The organism is Dorea sp. AM58-8 (assembly GCF_003464045.1).
GTDB classification, from domain to species: Bacteria; Bacillota; Clostridia; order Lachnospirales; family Lachnospiraceae; genus Claveliimonas; species Claveliimonas ammoniilytica.
Window position 1 is genome coordinate 140,885 of sequence record NZ_QSDM01000003.1, and the last position, 18,083, is coordinate 158,967.

The 18,083-nt window shown below is 35.6% G+C and carries 20 protein-coding genes; all 20 read right to left on the reverse strand.

Annotation, left to right across the window (positions count from 1 at the left end):
• Positions 1 to 32: 32 nt before the first annotated feature.
• The 20 genes from DXA18_RS03930 to DXA18_RS04015 all read right to left on the reverse strand — a co-directional run bounded on the left by DXA18_RS03930 (position 33) and on the right by DXA18_RS04015 (position 17,986).
• Positions 33 to 848 carry an AAA family ATPase gene (locus DXA18_RS03930; RefSeq protein ID WP_118382769.1) on the reverse strand — a complete coding sequence of 272 codons (816 nt, stop codon included), beginning with the start codon at positions 846 to 848 and terminating at the stop codon, positions 33 to 35.
• A 56-nt stretch (positions 849 to 904) separates the two neighbouring features.
• On the reverse strand, positions 905 to 1,609 hold the full coding sequence (locus tag DXA18_RS03935; RefSeq protein ID WP_118382770.1) for a metallophosphoesterase: 705 nt from the start codon (positions 1,607 to 1,609) through the stop codon (positions 905 to 907).
• Positions 1,610 to 2,578, reverse strand: coding sequence for a metallophosphoesterase (locus DXA18_RS03940; protein ID WP_118382771.1), 969 nt, complete (start codon positions 2,576 to 2,578; stop codon positions 1,610 to 1,612).
• An 82-nt stretch (positions 2,579 to 2,660) separates the two neighbouring features.
• Positions 2,661 to 3,449 (reverse strand): HD domain-containing protein, encoded by a 789-nt coding sequence (locus tag DXA18_RS03945; protein ID WP_199665536.1) that lies wholly within the window; start codon positions 3,447 to 3,449, stop codon positions 2,661 to 2,663.
• Between the two features lie 20 nt (positions 3,450 to 3,469).
• A complete protein-coding gene (locus tag DXA18_RS03950) occupies positions 3,470 to 4,192 on the reverse strand; it encodes a metallophosphoesterase family protein (protein WP_330424396.1) in 723 nt (240 codons plus the stop codon).
• Between the two features lie 59 nt (positions 4,193 to 4,251).
• Entirely contained in the window at positions 4,252 to 7,095 is a 2,844-nt protein-coding gene (locus DXA18_RS03955) for an AAA family ATPase (protein ID WP_118382772.1), read from the reverse strand.
• A gap of 62 nt (positions 7,096 to 7,157) precedes the next feature.
• Positions 7,158 to 8,009 carry a TIGR02452 family protein gene (locus DXA18_RS03960; RefSeq protein WP_118382773.1) on the reverse strand — a complete coding sequence of 284 codons (852 nt, stop codon included), beginning with the start codon at positions 8,007 to 8,009 and terminating at the stop codon, positions 7,158 to 7,160.
• A gap of 15 nt (positions 8,010 to 8,024) precedes the next feature.
• The gene (locus tag DXA18_RS03965) at positions 8,025 to 8,681 is read right to left on the reverse strand and encodes a metallophosphoesterase (protein WP_158567084.1); all 657 of its coding nucleotides are present in this window, start codon (positions 8,679 to 8,681) and stop codon (positions 8,025 to 8,027) included.
• Positions 8,682 to 8,685: 4 nt separating this feature from the next.
• Positions 8,686 to 8,952 carry a hypothetical protein gene (locus DXA18_RS15605; protein ID WP_158567085.1) on the reverse strand — a complete coding sequence of 89 codons (267 nt, stop codon included), beginning with the start codon at positions 8,950 to 8,952 and terminating at the stop codon, positions 8,686 to 8,688.
• A 46-nt stretch (positions 8,953 to 8,998) separates the two neighbouring features.
• Positions 8,999 to 10,036, reverse strand: coding sequence for a hypothetical protein (locus DXA18_RS03970; protein WP_118382775.1), 1,038 nt, complete (start codon positions 10,034 to 10,036; stop codon positions 8,999 to 9,001).
• Positions 10,037 to 10,152: 116 nt separating this feature from the next.
• Positions 10,153 to 11,445, reverse strand: a complete 1,293-nt coding sequence (gene gmk, locus DXA18_RS03975) for a guanylate kinase (RefSeq protein WP_199665537.1) — start codon at positions 11,443 to 11,445, stop codon at positions 10,153 to 10,155.
• Between the two features lie 15 nt (positions 11,446 to 11,460).
• On the reverse strand, positions 11,461 to 13,509 hold the full coding sequence (locus tag DXA18_RS03980; protein WP_118382776.1) for a TerD family protein: 2,049 nt from the start codon (positions 13,507 to 13,509) through the stop codon (positions 11,461 to 11,463).
• 307 nt (positions 13,510 to 13,816) lie between these two features.
• Positions 13,817 to 14,404 (reverse strand): metallophosphoesterase, encoded by a 588-nt coding sequence (locus DXA18_RS03985; RefSeq protein WP_118382777.1) that lies wholly within the window; start codon positions 14,402 to 14,404, stop codon positions 13,817 to 13,819.
• Positions 14,405 to 14,420: 16 nt separating this feature from the next.
• A complete protein-coding gene (locus tag DXA18_RS03990; protein ID WP_118382778.1) occupies positions 14,421 to 15,032 on the reverse strand; it encodes a DNA gyrase subunit A in 612 nt (203 codons plus the stop codon).
• A 42-nt stretch (positions 15,033 to 15,074) separates the two neighbouring features.
• Positions 15,075 to 15,647 (reverse strand): hypothetical protein, encoded by a 573-nt coding sequence (locus tag DXA18_RS03995; protein WP_118382779.1) that lies wholly within the window; start codon positions 15,645 to 15,647, stop codon positions 15,075 to 15,077.
• Positions 15,648 to 15,676: 29 nt separating this feature from the next.
• Positions 15,677 to 15,985: a hypothetical protein gene (locus DXA18_RS04000; RefSeq protein ID WP_118382780.1), complete on the reverse strand. Its 309-nt coding sequence runs from the start codon at positions 15,983 to 15,985 to the stop codon at positions 15,677 to 15,679.
• Positions 15,986 to 16,032: 47 nt separating this feature from the next.
• Positions 16,033 to 16,620 carry a GNAT family N-acetyltransferase gene (locus DXA18_RS04005; RefSeq protein ID WP_158567086.1) on the reverse strand — a complete coding sequence of 196 codons (588 nt, stop codon included), beginning with the start codon at positions 16,618 to 16,620 and terminating at the stop codon, positions 16,033 to 16,035.
• Between the two features lie 14 nt (positions 16,621 to 16,634).
• Positions 16,635 to 17,003 carry a hypothetical protein gene (locus DXA18_RS04010; RefSeq protein ID WP_118382782.1) on the reverse strand — a complete coding sequence of 123 codons (369 nt, stop codon included), beginning with the start codon at positions 17,001 to 17,003 and terminating at the stop codon, positions 16,635 to 16,637.
• Positions 17,004 to 17,186: 183 nt separating this feature from the next.
• A complete protein-coding gene (locus DXA18_RS15610) occupies positions 17,187 to 17,354 on the reverse strand; it encodes a hypothetical protein (protein WP_158567087.1) in 168 nt (55 codons plus the stop codon).
• Positions 17,355 to 17,356: 2 nt separating this feature from the next.
• On the reverse strand, positions 17,357 to 17,986 hold the full coding sequence (locus DXA18_RS04015) for a hypothetical protein (RefSeq protein ID WP_118382783.1): 630 nt from the start codon (positions 17,984 to 17,986) through the stop codon (positions 17,357 to 17,359).
• Positions 17,987 to 18,083: the final 97 nt, after the last annotated feature.

An 18,083-nucleotide genomic window follows, 5' to 3' on the forward strand; every position in this document is an offset into this window, starting at 1 on the left:
TTGCTCTTTTACTGAATAACTTGTGAACGTTATCATTCAAATTCCTTCTCATGTTTTTTGAAAAAATCATAAAAATATCTTACGTTTTCGAGCTCATACCATTCGCAAATGCTATAATCATCTTTATCAATATTGTAGATTTTTGCATTAAGTGTTCCAAGCATAAACGGGGAATGCGTAGCAATAATGAACTGACAGGAAAGCAATCGTGCCAATTTGTTAATTTCTTTTGCCAGTACTACCTGATTGGCAGGTGATAACGATACTTCCGGTTCATCCAACAGATATAACGCATCCGGCAGCAAATACTCTTCAAAAAACTGCATTGCAGTTTCTCCATTGGAATATTTTTCCTGTGCAAATTCTATATACTCAATCTGATTCCTTCCTTCTTGTGTCTGGAAATAGTCTTCTGCTTCTTTTTTTGAAGGTCCATTTTTCATATAATCATATTCCATACCATCAGAAAGAATCTGTCTTTGCTGTATTTTTTTAATTTCATACAGGATATCCTCACTCTTGATAAATCTGCTGTTTTCAGGGAATCTCCTAAATACATTGCCAAATTCATCCTCTCCATAACTAAACTGGCACTCTGATGAAAATTTTCCGCAATAGTCCACAATTCCAAAAGAATTACTGGTCGCATACTCTTTCCCTGTTAGCATGAGTTTATTTGCTATGATATTCAAAATAGTAGATTTTCCAGAACCATTATTCCCATATAACACGGTGATTGGTGCAAATACGAACGGATCTATGTCTTTTCGATGAAACACGTTATATGGATATATATTAGGATTTTTAATGCTTCTGTCACTTAATTTAAAACTGCTGAGATATATCATTAAAAAACCTCCCTTCATCTATAAACTTATATTTTTCAAATCAGCAAACCATCCCTTTACTCTTCAGCACAAATTTCATCATAATCTTCATACATAATTCGTACTCCGCACTCCACACTTTCCACATGGTAATGTCCCGCATACCACTCTGTGAAATCTAACCTGTCATAAATCTTCTGTAGCCATTTTTCCGTTGACTTGTCCACTGCTGATTGATCAAGCCCTGGAATAAACGCCCACACAGGCTCCGCTTCAATCGGTACTGTATGTGAGAGCACGATATCCACATTCCACTTAGCTTTATCCAACTGCTGTTCCACATATTCTTTTATCATTTCATCCGGCTGTTCTGATTCAAACCATGGCAATCTGTTTCGTATCCTACAATATTTGTCAACGCTGTATGCACCACCGATTGGCATCACTTTTTTTCCATGAAAATTATATATTTCTCCATCTTTTGCGAACAAAATATTCGGATACTGTTCTTCCACATATACAATTCCTTCATTCCATATCTTTTCTTCGTAATCTGCCGCCTCCCATGGTCGTGCTTCGTGGTTCCCATGAACACAGAAAAATGTAATATCCATTCCTGATAACCGTCCCTTTAATTCTTTGTCAGACAGATCCAGCCAATAATTAATCCCTGCATCCCCTAGGATAATCATCACATCCTCTGTTGTGGTTTCATATCCATAGCAAAAATCTTCAATACGATCAAAGCTACGATGTGTATCACCTGTAATATAAAAATGCACCTATCCTTCCTCCCTCTCAATTCTAACAATTTCCATCTCATCAATACTCTGTATTTTCGATTCTCTTATATGCTTAAACAACGTTTTCTCTCCCGGTAATTCACATGGAATTCCCACAATATCATAAGAAACTTCTTTCTCTTGTCCCAATGTTCCATAATCATCAACCCATTCAACAGTTCCGTAGCCTTCCCTTGCGTCCTCTTTTCCATAGGTAAAATACACCGTTTCTCCTACTCTGTACCTTGGTCTTCCTACTTTCTGAACAGAATCTGGTTCGCCTAATTCTTTGATTTCTTCATACAGTAGTTGAGCATCCATATATTGAATATTGTCATGATAATGTCCAAAATACCATTGCGAATAATCTAGTTTCTTTGCAATTTCATCCATCCATTTCTCTGTCGACAGATCTATCTTCTCTTGACATTCTTCATTCCGCCGATTCGGTCTATATACTAACGGACAAGTATGAGAAAACACATAATCCACTTTCCAATCTACTTCATTCAATTTATTTTCTACTCGACTTTTTACTTCGTCGTTTGGTTGTTCGTCCGGGAACCACGGAAGACCCGTTAAAAGTCGGTATTTTTTATCCTGACTGTATGCCCCACCGATTGCAATCGCCTTTTTTCCATCAAAATCATAAATTTCTCCATCTTTTGCAAATAATATATTCGGATATTCCGGCTCATAATATACCTCTCCTCCACGCCAGATTTGTGTTCTGTAAGATTGTATATGATAAGGTCTTTCCTCATGATTTCCATGAATACACAGGAAATAATTTGGAAAATCTGCAAGTATTTTTTTGTTCTCTCGATCTTTATCAGCTCCAAAATAGTTTAATCCGACATCTCCCAATAATATGATTACATCCTCTTTTCCAAGTTTTTTATTAAATCTTGCCAACCAGATTAACTTTTCAAAATGTGCATGACAATCTCCTGTTATGTAATAAGCCATTTCCTACCACCTTACATATATTATTTCATCTTCTGTTCGCTATGCTTAAAATTGTAAACCGCCTTCAAAATCTCAATTATACTTATCTGTAATTTTCATTCTCATTTATAGCGTTTTGAATATATAGATTCATTTCGTTTCTTATTTGTTCCATCTGTTTTCCAGTATCTGGATTTGTATACGGAATCCTTCCTATAATTTTATCCACATAATGGTTATCTCTTATACTTTCATATGTCGCTTTAAAATTTATATCATAAAAATATGCAAGATAAGATATCCAATAATCCATCTTTGTCTTTCTTGTCTCTAATAGAATTGATTTATGATTTTTGAATTGTCGCATAACTTCTGGCGTAATTTCTGACATTCCTACCTGTTCTGCAGTAACTCCCATGAGAATATCAATTGCTGTTTCGAGCTTCACTCTGCAATTGTCAAGTTTATCTGCATCACGTATGATTTGAGCATGCATCAATTCTCGTTCATTCGTAATTCCTTTTAAGCAGTAATCACTATGATGTCCAATTGCTGTTTTAATAATTTCATCCCACTTATCTTCTTCGACAAAACGCCGAATTAGTCTCTCCTCAAATAAAATTTTCACACCGAATGCTGCGTGGTTCATCGTTCCAGGTTCAAAACTGTTGTAACATTTCAATTGTTCAAATCTTCCAATATCATGCAACAATCCTATAAGCTGAGCAAGCTCACAATCTTCTGCCGACAGTTTCATATCTTCTGCAATTTTTTTACTGCATTCCATTACTCCATAAGTATGCACAATCTTCAGCTTTATCTTTTCGTTTTTTCGGTCATAATCATTTAAATAGTTTTCAAAAGCTTTCTTCGAATATTGCAAGTCAATCATTTCGTTTTTCCACCTCATTTTCAATTTCTCTCAACATAATATTCCCGACCTGTATCCAGACAAACTGCAGCCAAACGTCCATTTCTTCGATTACAGCCACAATCAATTGCAATATGATGGTTCGCCTTATACACATAACCCGGTTTTGGATTTCCCACAATCTCCTGTGTTGGTGTGTGTCCCGTTACCACATAGGTATCTTCAAAATATTGGATATCATACTCAGCCCTATCCCATATCAATTCTTTTAGGGAATATTCTTCCATATCTTTTCCCGGATAATAATTTCCCAATCCTCCGTGAACTAATAAATAGTTTTTTCCATTAACTGTCAGTTCTTCGTAAATCATAAAGTCTTTTATAAAATCAATCACTTCATATTGCATTTCCCGGCTCAATGTCCGAAACTCATCGATGGTTGACTTGCTTCCGTTGTATTGCCAAGTCACTAGATTCTCTAACATTTTTTCATCAACTTTTTCGATAGAAATCTCTGTAATTTCCTGCATTAAGAATTCCAGACACTCTAACGCCATAAGCTCATGATTTCCTGTCAGACATACCACATTTGACATTTCCATAAGTTTCAGAATAATCTGAATCGGATGCGGACCTCTGTCCAGAATATCTCCAAGAACATACAACGTATCTGTCTCTTTCAACTGAATTTCCTCCAGCAATCTGATAAACAATTCGTACTCTCCATGAATATCCGAAACAACAAAAGTAGCTATGCCAATCATCTCCTTTCTTTCCTAAGAAGCCCCTAGCACACTCCAAATTTTACCATTTCCGGTATCACTTAACATGCAAATCCAATCTTCTTTATCTGTCTTCTTTCTTCCAATGGAACATCTGGAATGTCGCTTTCTTCAATGGTAGTCAGCATTTCTGTTGTAATTTCTGTCTCGTCCATCTGACATATTCTTTCTGCCAGATTCATTTCTGCTTCTTCCAACATTTTTCTTGCAAATCTTCCATTTCCATAATCTCTGCTTTCTTTTACGCTCTCGAAATTCTTTTTTAACTTTTTCATCCCTGCCTCTGTAACTATCATTTGTTTTCTTGAAAGCATCAATTTCGTAATCTCACAAAGTTCCTCAACAGAATAATCATCAAATTCTACACTAAATGCAATTCTGGAACGCATACCAGGATTTCTGTCAAGGAACGTCTTCATTGGTTCCGGATAACCGGCAAAAATAACAATCACTTCGTCCCTGTGATTTTCCATCTCCTGAACGATCGTATTGATTGCCTCATCCCCGAATCCATTGTCATAGCTGTCACACAGCGAATAGGCCTCATCGATAAAAAGGACTCCTCCTTGTGCTTCTTTAAACTTTTTCTTAACCAGTGGTGCTGTAGCTCCTACATGCACACCAACAAGATCTGCTCGTCCTGCTTCTACAAACACGCCTGTCGATAATACCTTTTCATCTTTCATAATTTCTGCAAATAGCCTGGCTACTGTGGTTTTAGCTGTCCCCGGATTTCCTGTAAAGACCATATGTAAAGAAGATTTTTCCATTCGAAGACCTTTCTCCATACAAAGCTTGTTTATCTTATGTTTGGCAATCGCTTTATGAATCACTGTTTTAACAGAAGCTAAACCGATCATGTCATCTAATACTTTTCTAGCCGTTTCCGGTTTTCTCTCCTTCTTTTCTCCCTCTCCAAGCATCTGGATATCCTCTTTCGTAATCTGAAAGAGTTCATCCTTTTGAATATCACCCAGATTTCTTCTTTGTGAAAGTAATCTTACGGATTGCTGTCTGACCGCACGTTCCATCAGATTACGGACATATCTTCCATTCCCAAAATCATCAACATTTCTTACTTTTTCAAAGATGTAATGTGCCTCTTTTATAGCGTCATCTGTTACACAGAAGTCCTTCTCACGGATCATCAGCTTAAAAATATCTGTAAGTTCCTCTGTTGTGTAATCTGGAAAATCAATCCAATATGGTATCCTGCTTTTCAATCCTTCATTTCTCTTCATAAATGCTTTCATTCTTTCATTGTATCCTGCAAGAATGACAATCACATTTTCTCTTTGATTTTCCATTTCCTGAAGCAGCACTGTAATAGCTGTATCGCTCGTCATAGCATACGCTTCATCTATGAATAAAACGCCTCCTCTCGCTGCCAGAAATGCTTCTCTGATAGCACTTACGCATCCTATTCCATCCAGATCCATTCCTCCACGCTCGACAAATGCACCACTTTTTAAAATGCCTTTTTCTTTTGTAATTCCTGCAAATAATTTCGCAACTGTAGTTTTGGCACTTCCAGGATTCCCTCCAAAAATCATATGCATCGAACTGGTATGATAATCATTTCCTTTTCTTTTTTTTCGTTCCTTTTCAACAACATCCGCCGTAATTATCTTATCAATCTGCTCTTTTACAATTTTCAGACCAATCATGTTATTTAACTTTTCATAAGCGGATGCTTCATTTTCATCTCTGTCTAACAGAAAATCTTCCGAAAGATTGTAGTTATATGCTTTCAATATATTTTTATTTAGACACCATGCTTCAAACTGCTCGTAAGCCCTCAATACATCTGTCTGCGAAAACTTATGTCCTGGGAACAATGCCATGAACTCCTGTGCCTGTCCTGCATATTTTGAATATTCGGATTTTTCAATCAACCGCTGCATATAATCGACCGCTGCTTTTCTATCCCCTGTTCCTTCTCTTAACATAATCGTCATCATATATCTTTTTAACTGTGGCAAGAGATAATAGGCAAATCCCGGATGATCCACATCATATGTAAATACAAACAGGCATTGGTTCCTGTACTTCTTTATAAGTTTCTCCAGATATTGACTTGCCATTACATAATCAACCGGATCATACCCAAACTTTTCAGATAAATCTAAAACAATCACTCCGCCATAACTGTTCTCGATAATTTCTTCAAGATGGTTTTTTTTCCTAAACAGATCCGGTTCTATTTCACTGACGATTTCCATTCTTCTGCTGTTGATTCGATTCGCTTTTCGCAAATTCTGCACAAGTAGTTCTGTCATTTCACCTGCTGTTTCAACACTATGACTGGATATCACATAGTGAACCATATTTCCACTGTATTCAGATAGATTTGCATGCGTCTTTATATTCATCAGTTCCTCCACAAAATCCTGATGGTAGATACTACAGGTATCACACTCCTGCTCAGAGATAATGCGTTCCTTAAAATCATAAGGAAATGCACTAGCATCATTCATAAAGGCATAATAATAGCTCCATAGATTCGACGATTCCATGATTCGATTAAAATAGTCAAAACATCTTCTTCTTTTACATTCACGAATACATTCCAGGAACTGATGCATTGTAATTTCGTACGGTTCTGCCTGAATCCTTTTTATTCCAAATATATCTCGCAACATTTCAAGAATACCTTCATATACATTTTGAAAATTTAGCTTCTGTTCATCGAAAGAGAAGATTGCAGAAATCAGATTGTCCTCTTCCCGATACACTAAAAACATCCTGTTATTTTTCATATTCTGATACATATACGAGTTGATAGATTCGAGTACATTGTCGTAACCATAGTGTCTGAGTTCGATTTTTGCATTTTCCTTAATCTCTTCTGAATTTGCACTCAACTCAAAACCATAATATCTCACACTCTTTTCCTCCGTTGAAAAACTACTTTTCGAAGATCATCTCATGATTGCCATTCTTTCTATCAAGCAGAAAATTCTTTTGCAAACACCTCATAATTTGATGTATCTCTCGACGAACAGTAAATGGCTAATTCGATAGTTTCAAAATCATATTTATGTTCGTCAATTGCTGCATGCATTGCTTTCGCAACCAACTCCGGCGGATTTGCAAAGGCTCCACATCCAAAAGCTCCCAAAATAATAACGTCCGATTTCGCACGACTTGCTATGTCTAAGACTCGATTTATTCTCTTCTTATATATATCAAACAACTTTTTATCCGTAACAGTCTTTTTCCAGTTTTTATCATACTGTAACATATATCTCAGATTAGGTGCTGCACAACTAATTACATCTACATCAAACCAGTCTTTCTCCGATAAAAGAACCGGTTTGGCAGTATCGCTCTTAAATACCGTCACGTTGCACGTTTGTATGCAATCATCATTATAAAAAGAATTCATCTTTCCTGTTTTCAATGCATACCTGTGTTTTTTATGAAACGCTTTTGTAATCTCACTTGCTGATATACATTTGTACAGAGTACTAATTCTACATAAGCATTCTTCTTGGGCACTGGCTCCTTTTGTCACTCCGCCGCCTGGATTAGTTGCTGAAGCAAAGTTTAGTACACTGATATGTTTTCCTCTATACGCTGAAGCCGCCTCAAAACTTCTTTTCTTTGAAACGATAATCTCTGCTTCTTTTCCTGTTTCGCGTTCATGTGTAAGATTCTTCAAAATAGCATCTGCCTTTTTCTCCGAAATTACTTTATTACATGCCATAGAATTTTTAATCTTGTCCTTCAACTTATGATTAGTTTCACACATCCATACTGTATTTTCAAATATTTTTATCAAATCTTCTCTTTCCATCTGCTCTCCTTTACTTCATACATAAAACTCTTCTTTTGTTTCCAAGCATAGACATCCTAATTTTCCATCTATAAATCCACATCCACAGTCACACATAATAAGATTCCCTTTTTCATTTTTCCAGATTTTATGATTCACAGTGTTTCTATGACCACATATTGAAATATAACCTTCTACTCCATTACAGAAATACTCTGGGTTCATCTCATTTCCCATTAAATAATAATACTTATTCTCTGTGCATTCAGGCTTTGATGTCATCGCATGCGCAAGCAGATATTTTTCATTATTCACCTGAACGCTCAGCTGAAGTGGCCAAGTTAAAATTTGTCTTGCAAGATTCTGAACATCCACCTCTACCAACCTTCGAGTAAGACATCGAAATGTATTGTACTGATATGGTTCTGTTTTTCTTCTTTTCCACTCCGGCATTTGATAAAATTTTAAAATGTATGCCGCCAGCCATTCGTCATGATTACCTCTGATCATAGAACAATTGTCTCCCAGTTCCATTACTTTAAAATATAAATCTACTGGATTTGGATTGTAATCAGAACGGTCAAACAAATCTCCTAAGATAAACAGCTTGTCCTCTTTGGAAAATTTAATCACCTTTAATAATTCACAAAACTTTTGATAATCATTATGAATATCACTAACGACATAATGCATTTTCTTATTTTCTCCTATAACATTTTTGCCACAGTTCCGAATAATCTCTAAGATTAAGACAAGATTCTTTTCTCCAGATAGGCTCTCCCCAATAACGGTAATCGCATATATCCCATGATTCATTTTCTTTTCGATAATGGTTTGATTTTCCACTCTGACCATCATTAGGGTTCAATTTTGATCTTCGACGAATTCTTCTATTTGCCAGCTTTTTAGCAAATCGATCTTTACCCCCTTTATAAACTGGTGTATGTTTATAGCTTCGACTCATAATATACAGTCTCCATATTCGATAAATTTTCTTTTTATCCCGACGTCTACAACATAATATCTTCTGGCTTTTTAGCTTCTTCCAGCATATTTTCTGATAAGCTTTTTTTCCGACATACTTCAGCATATTTTCTGGCATATTTCAGAACCAGATCTGGGCAAAATTCTTTTCCATTGCTTTTATGACTCAAATAATCTCCCAACGCTTCCATTGCGGATCTCAAAACCCGTCTTTTGGGATCATCTTCTATACATGTTGGAAATTCTACTTCGAGATACAACGGATTAATATGCTCATGTGACCAGATTCCTGATTCTGTTAGTTTATAACAAATCGTCTGTATATCTGAAAAATCAACATACCAATTTTTTTCTTCTATACGCTCCAGATATCGATTCCAATCCGCTTCTCCCTCTACCAGAACATAATAGGAACCATCCCTTATATCTTTTACCGGTGTACCAGCTTGTAATGGACAAGGCATTTTTATGAAATGATATTCGAATCGTTCCACTTGATAGCTATCTACAATTTTTTCTTCTTCAGGAAGCTCGTAAGAGCTGAATCGTTCTATTTCTCCACTTATATTTAAAGTGACGGATGCTACCGCAGTACCGTCATATGCGCAGTATTCTTCCGTCTCAAAACCCAGATTTGGATTCCCTCGCCACGGATTGCGTACAATTTCGTCTGCATCTGTATCTACAATCAACTGCTTACTTATCCGACATTTCAATTCATATATCTGCATATATTTTTTTGCATATTTTAAAGCTCTATTATAATCAGAGAAAAATCCACCATTTTCATATTCCAGATCTTCGACAACATAGACATATTTTCCGGACTGATTATGGATAAATGTTTCAAATGTCTTTTTTTCATAATTCAGCCGTTCGTTAATTTGTCTTCTTAGAGTTTCATCTCTCGTGTCTTCCGACAGCTCCTCCAAGGCATCTAAAATTTCCTGCCTGAGTCTGCCTGGTGCATTCCAGATTAAGGTAGCCTTCTGAAAATCTGTAAATGCAAAATCAATTTCTTCAAAACATTTTTTCATCCATTGAGATGGAACTATCTCAAACATCTTACTTCCTCCATACACAATTCCTGTTCTACCGAACCTGGAAAAGTCGCAAATATATCTCTTTATCAATTCTCAAATTCTTCACGTTTTACTTCCCTAAAGCTATCCTCTTTTAATTATTTGCCTTCCTCGTCAGACAAATATTTTATAATCCCTTCCCGAATCTCTCTTGCTATCTTCAGCTCTCGTTCATTCATTCCACTGGCATTTTTTAAACCCGGATGAAAAAGAGCATCGATCACAAAAGCCGTACCTTCTACACTATCATTTACAAGGAGAACTCCATATTCTTCAATATGTTCTATTTCATCTAATGCCTGCTTTAACCTTCTGTGAATGGATTCTTTGCTCTCAGTACCTCTATTTTTTAATCGATGTAATAATTCTTCAAATGATGGTGGAATCAAAAATACCGACTGAATATTTTGTTTTTCTCTAATCTGTCTCGCTCCCTGCGAATCAATCTCAATTATTACATTTTTCCCCTTAAAATAATTCTTGTAAACATCCTTTTTAAGTGTTCCATAATATTCTCCGGCATACTCAGCAAATTCAAGAAATTCATTCTTGTTTATCAAATCTTCAAATTCTTCTCGCTTCTTAAAATAATAAGATTTTCCATCCACTTCACCTTTCCTTGGCTTTCTTGTTGTAGCTGATACAGATACGACATACTTTTCAGGATATTCTGTTAATAATTGTTGTATAACAGTCCCTTTTCCAACTCCTGAAAATCCAGAAAGAATCAATAATTTTCCCGGTGTGTCTTTTATATAATTCTCATCAATATGCTTATATAAACACTTTTTTCTATAGTTTTCATAATCCTCCGTCAAAATGTCATATTCAATTGTTTCAATTTTCCCATGTAACCTGTAAATATCTGTTCCTACAATAACTCCTTTGCATTTTGTCTTTTTCTTTCCGTTATCGAAATAAAACTCCACCAAATCATCTTTTTCAAAAAGAGGTGTGCGCACTTCATATCTCCGGTTGATTTTTTCTATTTCATCCTCTGTCCTGGCATGTAAAAGTAACGTAGCTTTTATGCAAGAGTCCTCCCAGCGATAATAAATCGTCTTCTCCGGAGTTGGAAGATTTTCCATGAACAAATCATAAATATCATTTCGCACAAATAACTTTGTACATGACACATTTTCTGCTAACTTCCACCGGCTTGTATCGCACTGATTTAACACTGGAAATAAAGAAGCCCATTCTCTATAATAGTTAAGATTATTTAACTCAGGTCCGTAAAATTGATAAGATCTACCATCTTCAGCGATCATAATCACGCACCCTGGTCCACACATTCCAGATGGCGCACAAAACCCATAGGCAACAATTTTCTCAAATAATTCTTCTGTCAAATCTGATAATTTTAACTGTATTCTATCTTCAAATTTCATACTCGTCCTCCGCAATTATTTTACATCTTCCATTAACATCCGGATTTTTTCGAAATCATATTCTCTTATTATCTGGGCTTCTTCAGTACATTTAACTTCGTGATCTGTTACCACCACATCTGCTTCCATAGGATCTTCAACAATTTTTTCTGCCATCATAAAAAAGAAATCATACATATTCATAACATCTGTAAGATGAAAATAATCTGTCAAGAATAAGAGATTTGTATCTCCAGCCACCCTTGATTTACTATTTTTTGCTACATTAAGCCAGACAAATTCATTCGTGAAAAGATCAATTCCAAACAGATACGCAAAGGTACTCTCACAATTCACAAGATATGCCGATTTTACTGTCTTAGGTTCATATACTTGTCCACTATCATCCCAATCTCTCAGCATATACCCCGCCTTACAAAAGCATTCATTAAAGTTTTTCCCAGAATAAACGTTATCACAAAAAATCAAGTATCGATATTCAGAATACCGTGCCTTGAATTCCGGAAGATTGATATCAAAGTATTCAGAACCTCCCAGATAACCGCTTGTTTGATCACCAGAATAGGTAATTGCTCCTGACTGGTGTCTCGACATCGTTCTCCAGGAAAATTCCCTCCGATTACCATCTTCTGTAAGTGCAAACACCGAAAGATCAATATCGTTCACCTTCTCCCAATAGGTAAATGCCCTTAGCTTTTTTCCCTCGTCTATTGGAATCCTGCTTCCTTTAGAAAGAACACCCAATCCTCCTTGCGAAGTATTTTCTGCTAATGGAAGTGTATAATTTTTCATGGAAGGTTCAATATATACCTTTCCAAGTCGATTTCTAAGTTTCTCAGAAAGTTTTGAACGAATCATTTTCCCAACTTCTTTTACCTGCTCTTCCGTAAGCCTGCTTTGACATTTCTTACTCTCCTCTGGTGTTTCATAATGAACCTTCATGAGATTATGCTGTGTAAACTTGAAAATACGTCCGTCCTTTCTCTGCACTCCTTCATATCTAAACAATAATTGCAGCAAAATCAATGTACTGCAATCCTCTGGGAATTCCGAAAGGAATGTTTGCTCATCTTCTCGATCCATACGGCTGAGAATGTAATCTATATTGCGAAGCAATGCAGACGTTCCTTTCTTTTTCTGTAACAACTCTGCCGCTTCCCGATATCTATTCTCCTTCATCAGTTGTTCAAACTCACTGTATACAGACTCATTACCTTTCGTTCTCATTGCATGCACAAATATTTCCGCCTTTTCGCTTTTCGGCTGATAATGAATATGATGTAAGAACCCATTCCATAGCTGCTTCTTTTCATAACATGTACAAATATCGCACCTATCACCTCGAAACATTCTGTCCAATAGTGTCGTTAAGAATTTTCTATCCTGATTTTTTAAATTCAGTTTTTTCGGATTATCATTGTGATAATACCGATAGTTTAATTCATCTACTATTTTCATAACATCTGACAGATTCAAACTGTCTGCCAGTGAAAGATTTTTCGTGTCAATTAAAAGTCTTACACAGGTGTTCTTTGATACAATATCCGGAATATTTTCAAGATGGTCACGAATAAATGTAAGCACAAGCTTGTACTGCCTCTCGCTCAGTGGTCGCGAACCTGACAATAAATCTTTCACAATCACTCGTACCGTTTCTTCTGCTTCTTCTTCCGTTTGTATCACAAATTCCTGTACTTCTGTCTCTTCCTGAAAAGCCGCACGTTCAAAATCTTTTTTAAACATAGAATGCCCCGGCTTATCAAAATTTCCAAGCCCGTATGTATTAAAATAATGTATAAGCTGATCAAACAATAGTTCTTCCGTAGAAAGATCTCGGACACTCTGCGGAAATCCTCTATAAAATGGTTCAGGAACATTTTCACCCAATCTCTTTGAAAGTTCTTTTACCATCCCGCAATGCACAAGCTCCCTGCCCTTTGTAATTTTTACGCCAAAGAAATGTGCCATTGCAAACAAGGTTTCAAAAACATGCTTTTCTTCTGTCTCTTCATCACTGACAAGAATATGCTTTTCAAACAAATAGTCTTTGTATATTTCTTTCATGCCGCACCTCTTTCTACTACTATACTTTAATCAACGCCAACTGATCTTGCCACTCAAATACACCTAATTTGAAGTAAGTAACAATAGCTGTCGGCATCCTTTTGGCGATATTATCGGATTAAATCTGTGCTCTACCAACTGAGCTACAGAACTTTTAAAGTTCTGGTGGGAGTCGAACCCACGACAACAAACTCCCAAAGAAGTAAATCCGATTAGCTGCCAAATACTTTCTACTTATGCTTTTAAGATAAAACCTTTTCTGTTTCTTATATAACGTTTAGTATTAAAACTATTGTACATCATTGCCCTAAGTTTCCGCTTCTACTCCTGCCAGAATTTCCGCTAAAGTTCGCGGTGTATAATTCATATAGGGAAGCATACATCCCACATTACATGCCCATAACTTTTTGTCATATACGTGTCTACAATCATTCTCCTGCATCTGTCTCAGACAGTTTTGATAAAACCGGTCTTCTTCACTTTCATGTGTATGTCCATACAGCAAAATTTTTCCACGTCCCATGTTTTTCCAAGAAAAAAACGGATAATGAGATAATACCAATCCATATTTTTCTTTTCCAACTGAATCATAAATTTCTTTATAATCACAAATTTCTGTAAATAGCTGTTGATACCTGTAATCAGACACATCATCATGGTTGCCTCTAATCAGCACCTTTCTTCCTTTTAGACGCGCCACAAAAGCAATCAGATCTTCGTTTTTTCCTCGCAAACTCATATCACCTAATAAATATACAAAATCACCATTCGTCACTCGATCATTCCAATTTTTCAGGACCACTTCATGCATTTCCTGTACAGATTCAAATGGACGATGATCAAATTTAATTGCATTTTCATGAAACAAATGCAAATCACTGATATAATATTTCATCTAATTCAACCTTCTTTCATTCTTGAAACAATTCCATTTTCCCCCTAAATTTCTGTAACTCTCCGGATAGTTTCTCTTTTTCTATTTCACAGAACGTTCTAACTCTCATCTCTGTTACACTTTGGGCCTGAATACGGTCAAAACCAAATGTTTCCATTACTTTCGCTCTCGCATCATAATAATCCTCTGCTCCCTCAATAACTTCTATGATCTGTTCAGAATGATTTTGTGCCCACTGGAGTGCTTCAATAATATGTATACGCTCCCCAAGATCTTCCTTTCTGGAAACCAACTCATCTGCAAAAGCTGCAATATTATTTCTATTCCAGTCAAATGTATTTTTCGAATGCTTCTTCCCCTGTTTTTCTGTATATTCAAGCATCTCTTGAAATGCCTGGATAAGAATTTCATGTAATCCGCTTCTTTCACCATTTATTTTGCATGCCTCAATATCTGATAAACATTCCCACCTTCTTTTGCATTCGATGTAATCATTTGCCTTTTGATACAAGCTTTTAAACAATCTTCTTCCTTCCGCATCTTCTTTTGCAGATTCATAGAAATCATTATATATCTTTTTGATTTCATCAACCTCTTCACGATTTCTTTCTATAATCTCTTTTATCATCTCGACCACCTTTTTACACTTTGCTTTTCTTCTTTTTTATCCCTACTCATCCCATTCCGGCAAAATTGTGAATCTACCATTTTGATAGCCTTCCAACAGTTTTTCTCTCATATCGCTGTACCAGGCTCTCAACGTTGATTGGAGATAATATATTTCGTCTTTTCCATTTTTATCGCTTTCTAAAATATTGCCAGTTTGTACATCCATGTAAAAAATGATTTTTCCTTTGTCTCCACCATAATACTCCATTGTTAAATAGTCATCTGCATCCTTTGCAAATACCATAATACTGTCATAAATAATAGATATGAGACGATATTCAGGATTCCACCATAATTCTTTTATATCTATCTCAGTTTTCTCTATCGGTAACCATGCCAACACACTATCAAATTCTAAAACGCCTCCTCGACTTTGTCTGAAACTTCCAGGTATTTTCCCGTGATCAGTACTCCATAACCCTGCGTCCCAGCAACCAGCACTAAGATGACCATCCTTTTCAACAATCAAGCAGACCTCAAAATCATTAGGGAACCTATCTTTTATATAATTAAAGCCTTTCAGCATTACTTCTCCGGGTTTATTTGATATAGCAACTACTTCATTTGTATCCATAATTATTTCTCCATCATTTTTAATATAGCTTAAATCAGATTCAACGAATTATCCCAAAACTGTAAAATCTCTGTGAATTCATCTTCTTTTTTGTCGATAAATCCTCCACATCGCTGGCCATTGTAATATACCTTATCATTTTCTCTTGCTGTCATACAGGCAGTATCACGCCCCAATCTTGAGCAATCTTTGCAATACAGTTCTTTTTTCCTTGGTAAAAAATGGCAGTCGTCTTTACAATTAATAGGAAAATACGAAGATACTCTTGAGCAAAATGCAGCCCCTGTTTCTTCTGTGTTACCAATATTGATTTTAAACTTACATTTTCCACATTTCATACATTTTTACCCCTATGTTTTCTTTATCTCCTTTAACGCTATTCATGTTATGTACACATTGATTCCTTTTCATAGATCATCTTAATAACAGGACATATGTAAATTTCCTTATCTTCATCCACAAATCCCTGCATTACTAAAATCAGACCATCTTTTGGATCATCTCTGTGAAAACCTAACTTATTCAACAATTCTATTGCAGGTATATTCTCTATAAGTGTCGTTGCATACAATCTATCTACCGTGATCTGATTATGATCTGTCGACACTCCTTCTTCAAATACTTGTTTTATCACTGCTTTACAAGCCTCTTCGCAATATCCTTTTCTCCTATATTTTTTAGCTATATAGAATTCTATTTCGTAATCTCCATTCAGCTCACGATGAAATCCTACGTAACCGATAAATTCTTCTATAGAATCTTTTGGGAAAATGGAATAGATACATTCTTCATGCCCAGTCCTTTCAAAATACGTTGCAAACTTAGATAGGTTTCTCTCCGAAAATTCTACTCCGCAAAATTCTTGAAAATTACCATCTTCTCGTAGCATTTTCAAAAATGGTTTGGAGTCCCGTTTATTGACTCCTGGTAATAATTTTAATCTTTTTGTTTCAATTTCTCTTCCTGTATTCATAAATAATCCCACACTTATCCTAAATTTACACATTTCTCTTTACATATGTCTTCTACAAAAAATACTGGTAATCTTCCATGATATGTGTCATATAATATATCTTCTGAAATCTGTATATAACGTTTTCCCACTGGTGTATCTACTTTTTTCATATAATCTATTACAATAGAATTTTTCATTTTATCATTGATCTTCCCACAAATAGTACAATATCTGTTAAGTGATGTATGAATTTTGTTTTCTTCCCAATTCCATTTATATCTAATTAGACCTTCTTCATATCGATGCTTGTGTTTTGACTTCTTATTAGCTTTAGATATATCATTTTCTTTCCGTTTGAGATATTTTGGTATTTCTAAATCCGAACTAAATTTTCGCTCCAATTCTTTTCACCTTCCTCTGCCACCAATCCAACTAAAATTAAAAACAGAAACGTCTTTTAAAATTGAACTGCTGTCAATAATCTCAGCATGCAGATCATCTATCTCCAGTATCAGAGTCTGTGCTTCATTTTCTGATAGTATTCAGTTTTTAAGTAATATACAGCTCCTCTTTTCATAACTACTTCATCCATCATTCATTTCCTCTCTTTCCTCTACATATTTTTTTATAAATTCTTTCAAAACAGTTGCAGGATTTTTCTTTTCTCCCTTACAAAATGTCTTGAATCGGAAATACAAATCTTCCTTAATTGTAAAAGTTATCTGTATATTTTTATTCTTAATATATTTCACGCCTACCTCTTTTCTCTTAGAATTTCTAATCCCACCATATCTATAGCTTCTTCTACGGTTATCCTGCCTTCAAGCAAAAGAAATACCGGCACACTTAAACTATTCAATAAGCTAGGAAGCGCTGCTGTAATAAAATCTTCTAGCTCCAACACATCCATCTCAAAATGCGTATATGGAATAAGCATTGTAGCTGTAATATCTTGCATTTCATCTTCGGTAATATAGAATCTTGGCGATATTAAATATTGAGATTGATATAATGCTCCATCCATACCATCTGAAGCACCTACCCATAATCTGGCATTTATATAATTCATCAATCTGTATAATTCAGGCAGGTATTTCGACTTTTGGCAGATCTCCGCACCCAATTTCGAGTAATAAACTCTTACTTCCATAAAATCCTCGTAAAACCAGATACACCCCTCTGTGATATAATCAGGGCATCTGTCACAATTCTTAAAAACCATCGTTATTCTCGGTATACCTTCTATCTGCTCTGTTTCAAAACATAGGTTATGCAGTTTTAAATATGAGGTGACTTCTGACATGATCTTGATACTTTTTCTTTTCTTGTGTTGTTCTATAAAGTTTTCAACCAAAATTTTTTCCTGTTTTCTTTCACGCTCCATAATCAGTTCCCCTTCTTCCTTTTATGTTGAGATTGTATTATATTAATTAGTTTATAAATCCGCACAAATCGATTCTTTCGGAAATATTATCATTGTA

Coding starts and splice junctions, on each gene's coding strand:
- DXA18_RS03930 (WP_118382769.1), bottom strand. CDS start 848: ATGATATATCTCAGCAGTTTTAAATTAAGTGACAGAAGCATTAAAAAT.
- DXA18_RS03940 (WP_118382771.1), bottom strand. CDS start 2,578: ATGGCTTATTACATAACAGGAGATTGTCATGCACATTTTGAAAAGTTA.
- DXA18_RS03945 (WP_199665536.1), bottom strand. CDS start 3,449: ATGATTGACTTGCAATATTCGAAGAAAGCTTTTGAAAACTATTTAAAT.
- DXA18_RS03950 (WP_330424396.1), bottom strand. CDS start 4,192: ATGATTGGCATAGCTACTTTTGTTGTTTCGGATATTCATGGAGAGTAC.
- DXA18_RS03960 (WP_118382773.1), bottom strand. CDS start 8,009: ATGGAAAGAGAAGATTTGATAAAAATATTTGAAAATACAGTATGGATG.
- DXA18_RS03965 (WP_158567084.1), bottom strand. CDS start 8,681: ATGCATTATGTCGTTAGTGATATTCATAATGATTATCAAAAGTTTTGT.
- DXA18_RS15605 (WP_158567085.1), bottom strand. CDS start 8,952: ATGAGTCGAAGCTATAAACATACACCAGTTTATAAAGGGGGTAAAGAT.
- DXA18_RS03970 (WP_118382775.1), bottom strand. CDS start 10,036: ATGTTTGAGATAGTTCCATCTCAATGGATGAAAAAATGTTTTGAAGAA.
- gmk (WP_199665537.1), bottom strand. CDS start 11,445: ATGAAATTTGAAGATAGAATACAGTTAAAATTATCAGATTTGACAGAA.
- DXA18_RS03980 (WP_118382776.1), bottom strand. CDS start 13,509: ATGAAAGAAATATACAAAGACTATTTGTTTGAAAAGCATATTCTTGTC.
- DXA18_RS03985 (WP_118382777.1), bottom strand. CDS start 14,404: ATGAAATATTATATCAGTGATTTGCATTTGTTTCATGAAAATGCAATT.
- DXA18_RS03990 (WP_118382778.1), bottom strand. CDS start 15,032: ATGATAAAAGAGATTATAGAAAGAAATCGTGAAGAGGTTGATGAAATC.
- DXA18_RS03995 (WP_118382779.1), bottom strand. CDS start 15,647: ATGGATACAAATGAAGTAGTTGCTATATCAAATAAACCCGGAGAAGTA.
- DXA18_RS04000 (WP_118382780.1), bottom strand. CDS start 15,985: ATGAAATGTGGAAAATGTAAGTTTAAAATCAATATTGGTAACACAGAA.
- DXA18_RS04005 (WP_158567086.1), bottom strand. CDS start 16,620: ATGAATACAGGAAGAGAAATTGAAACAAAAAGATTAAAATTATTACCA.
- DXA18_RS04015 (WP_118382783.1), bottom strand. CDS start 17,986: ATGGAGCGTGAAAGAAAACAGGAAAAAATTTTGGTTGAAAACTTTATA.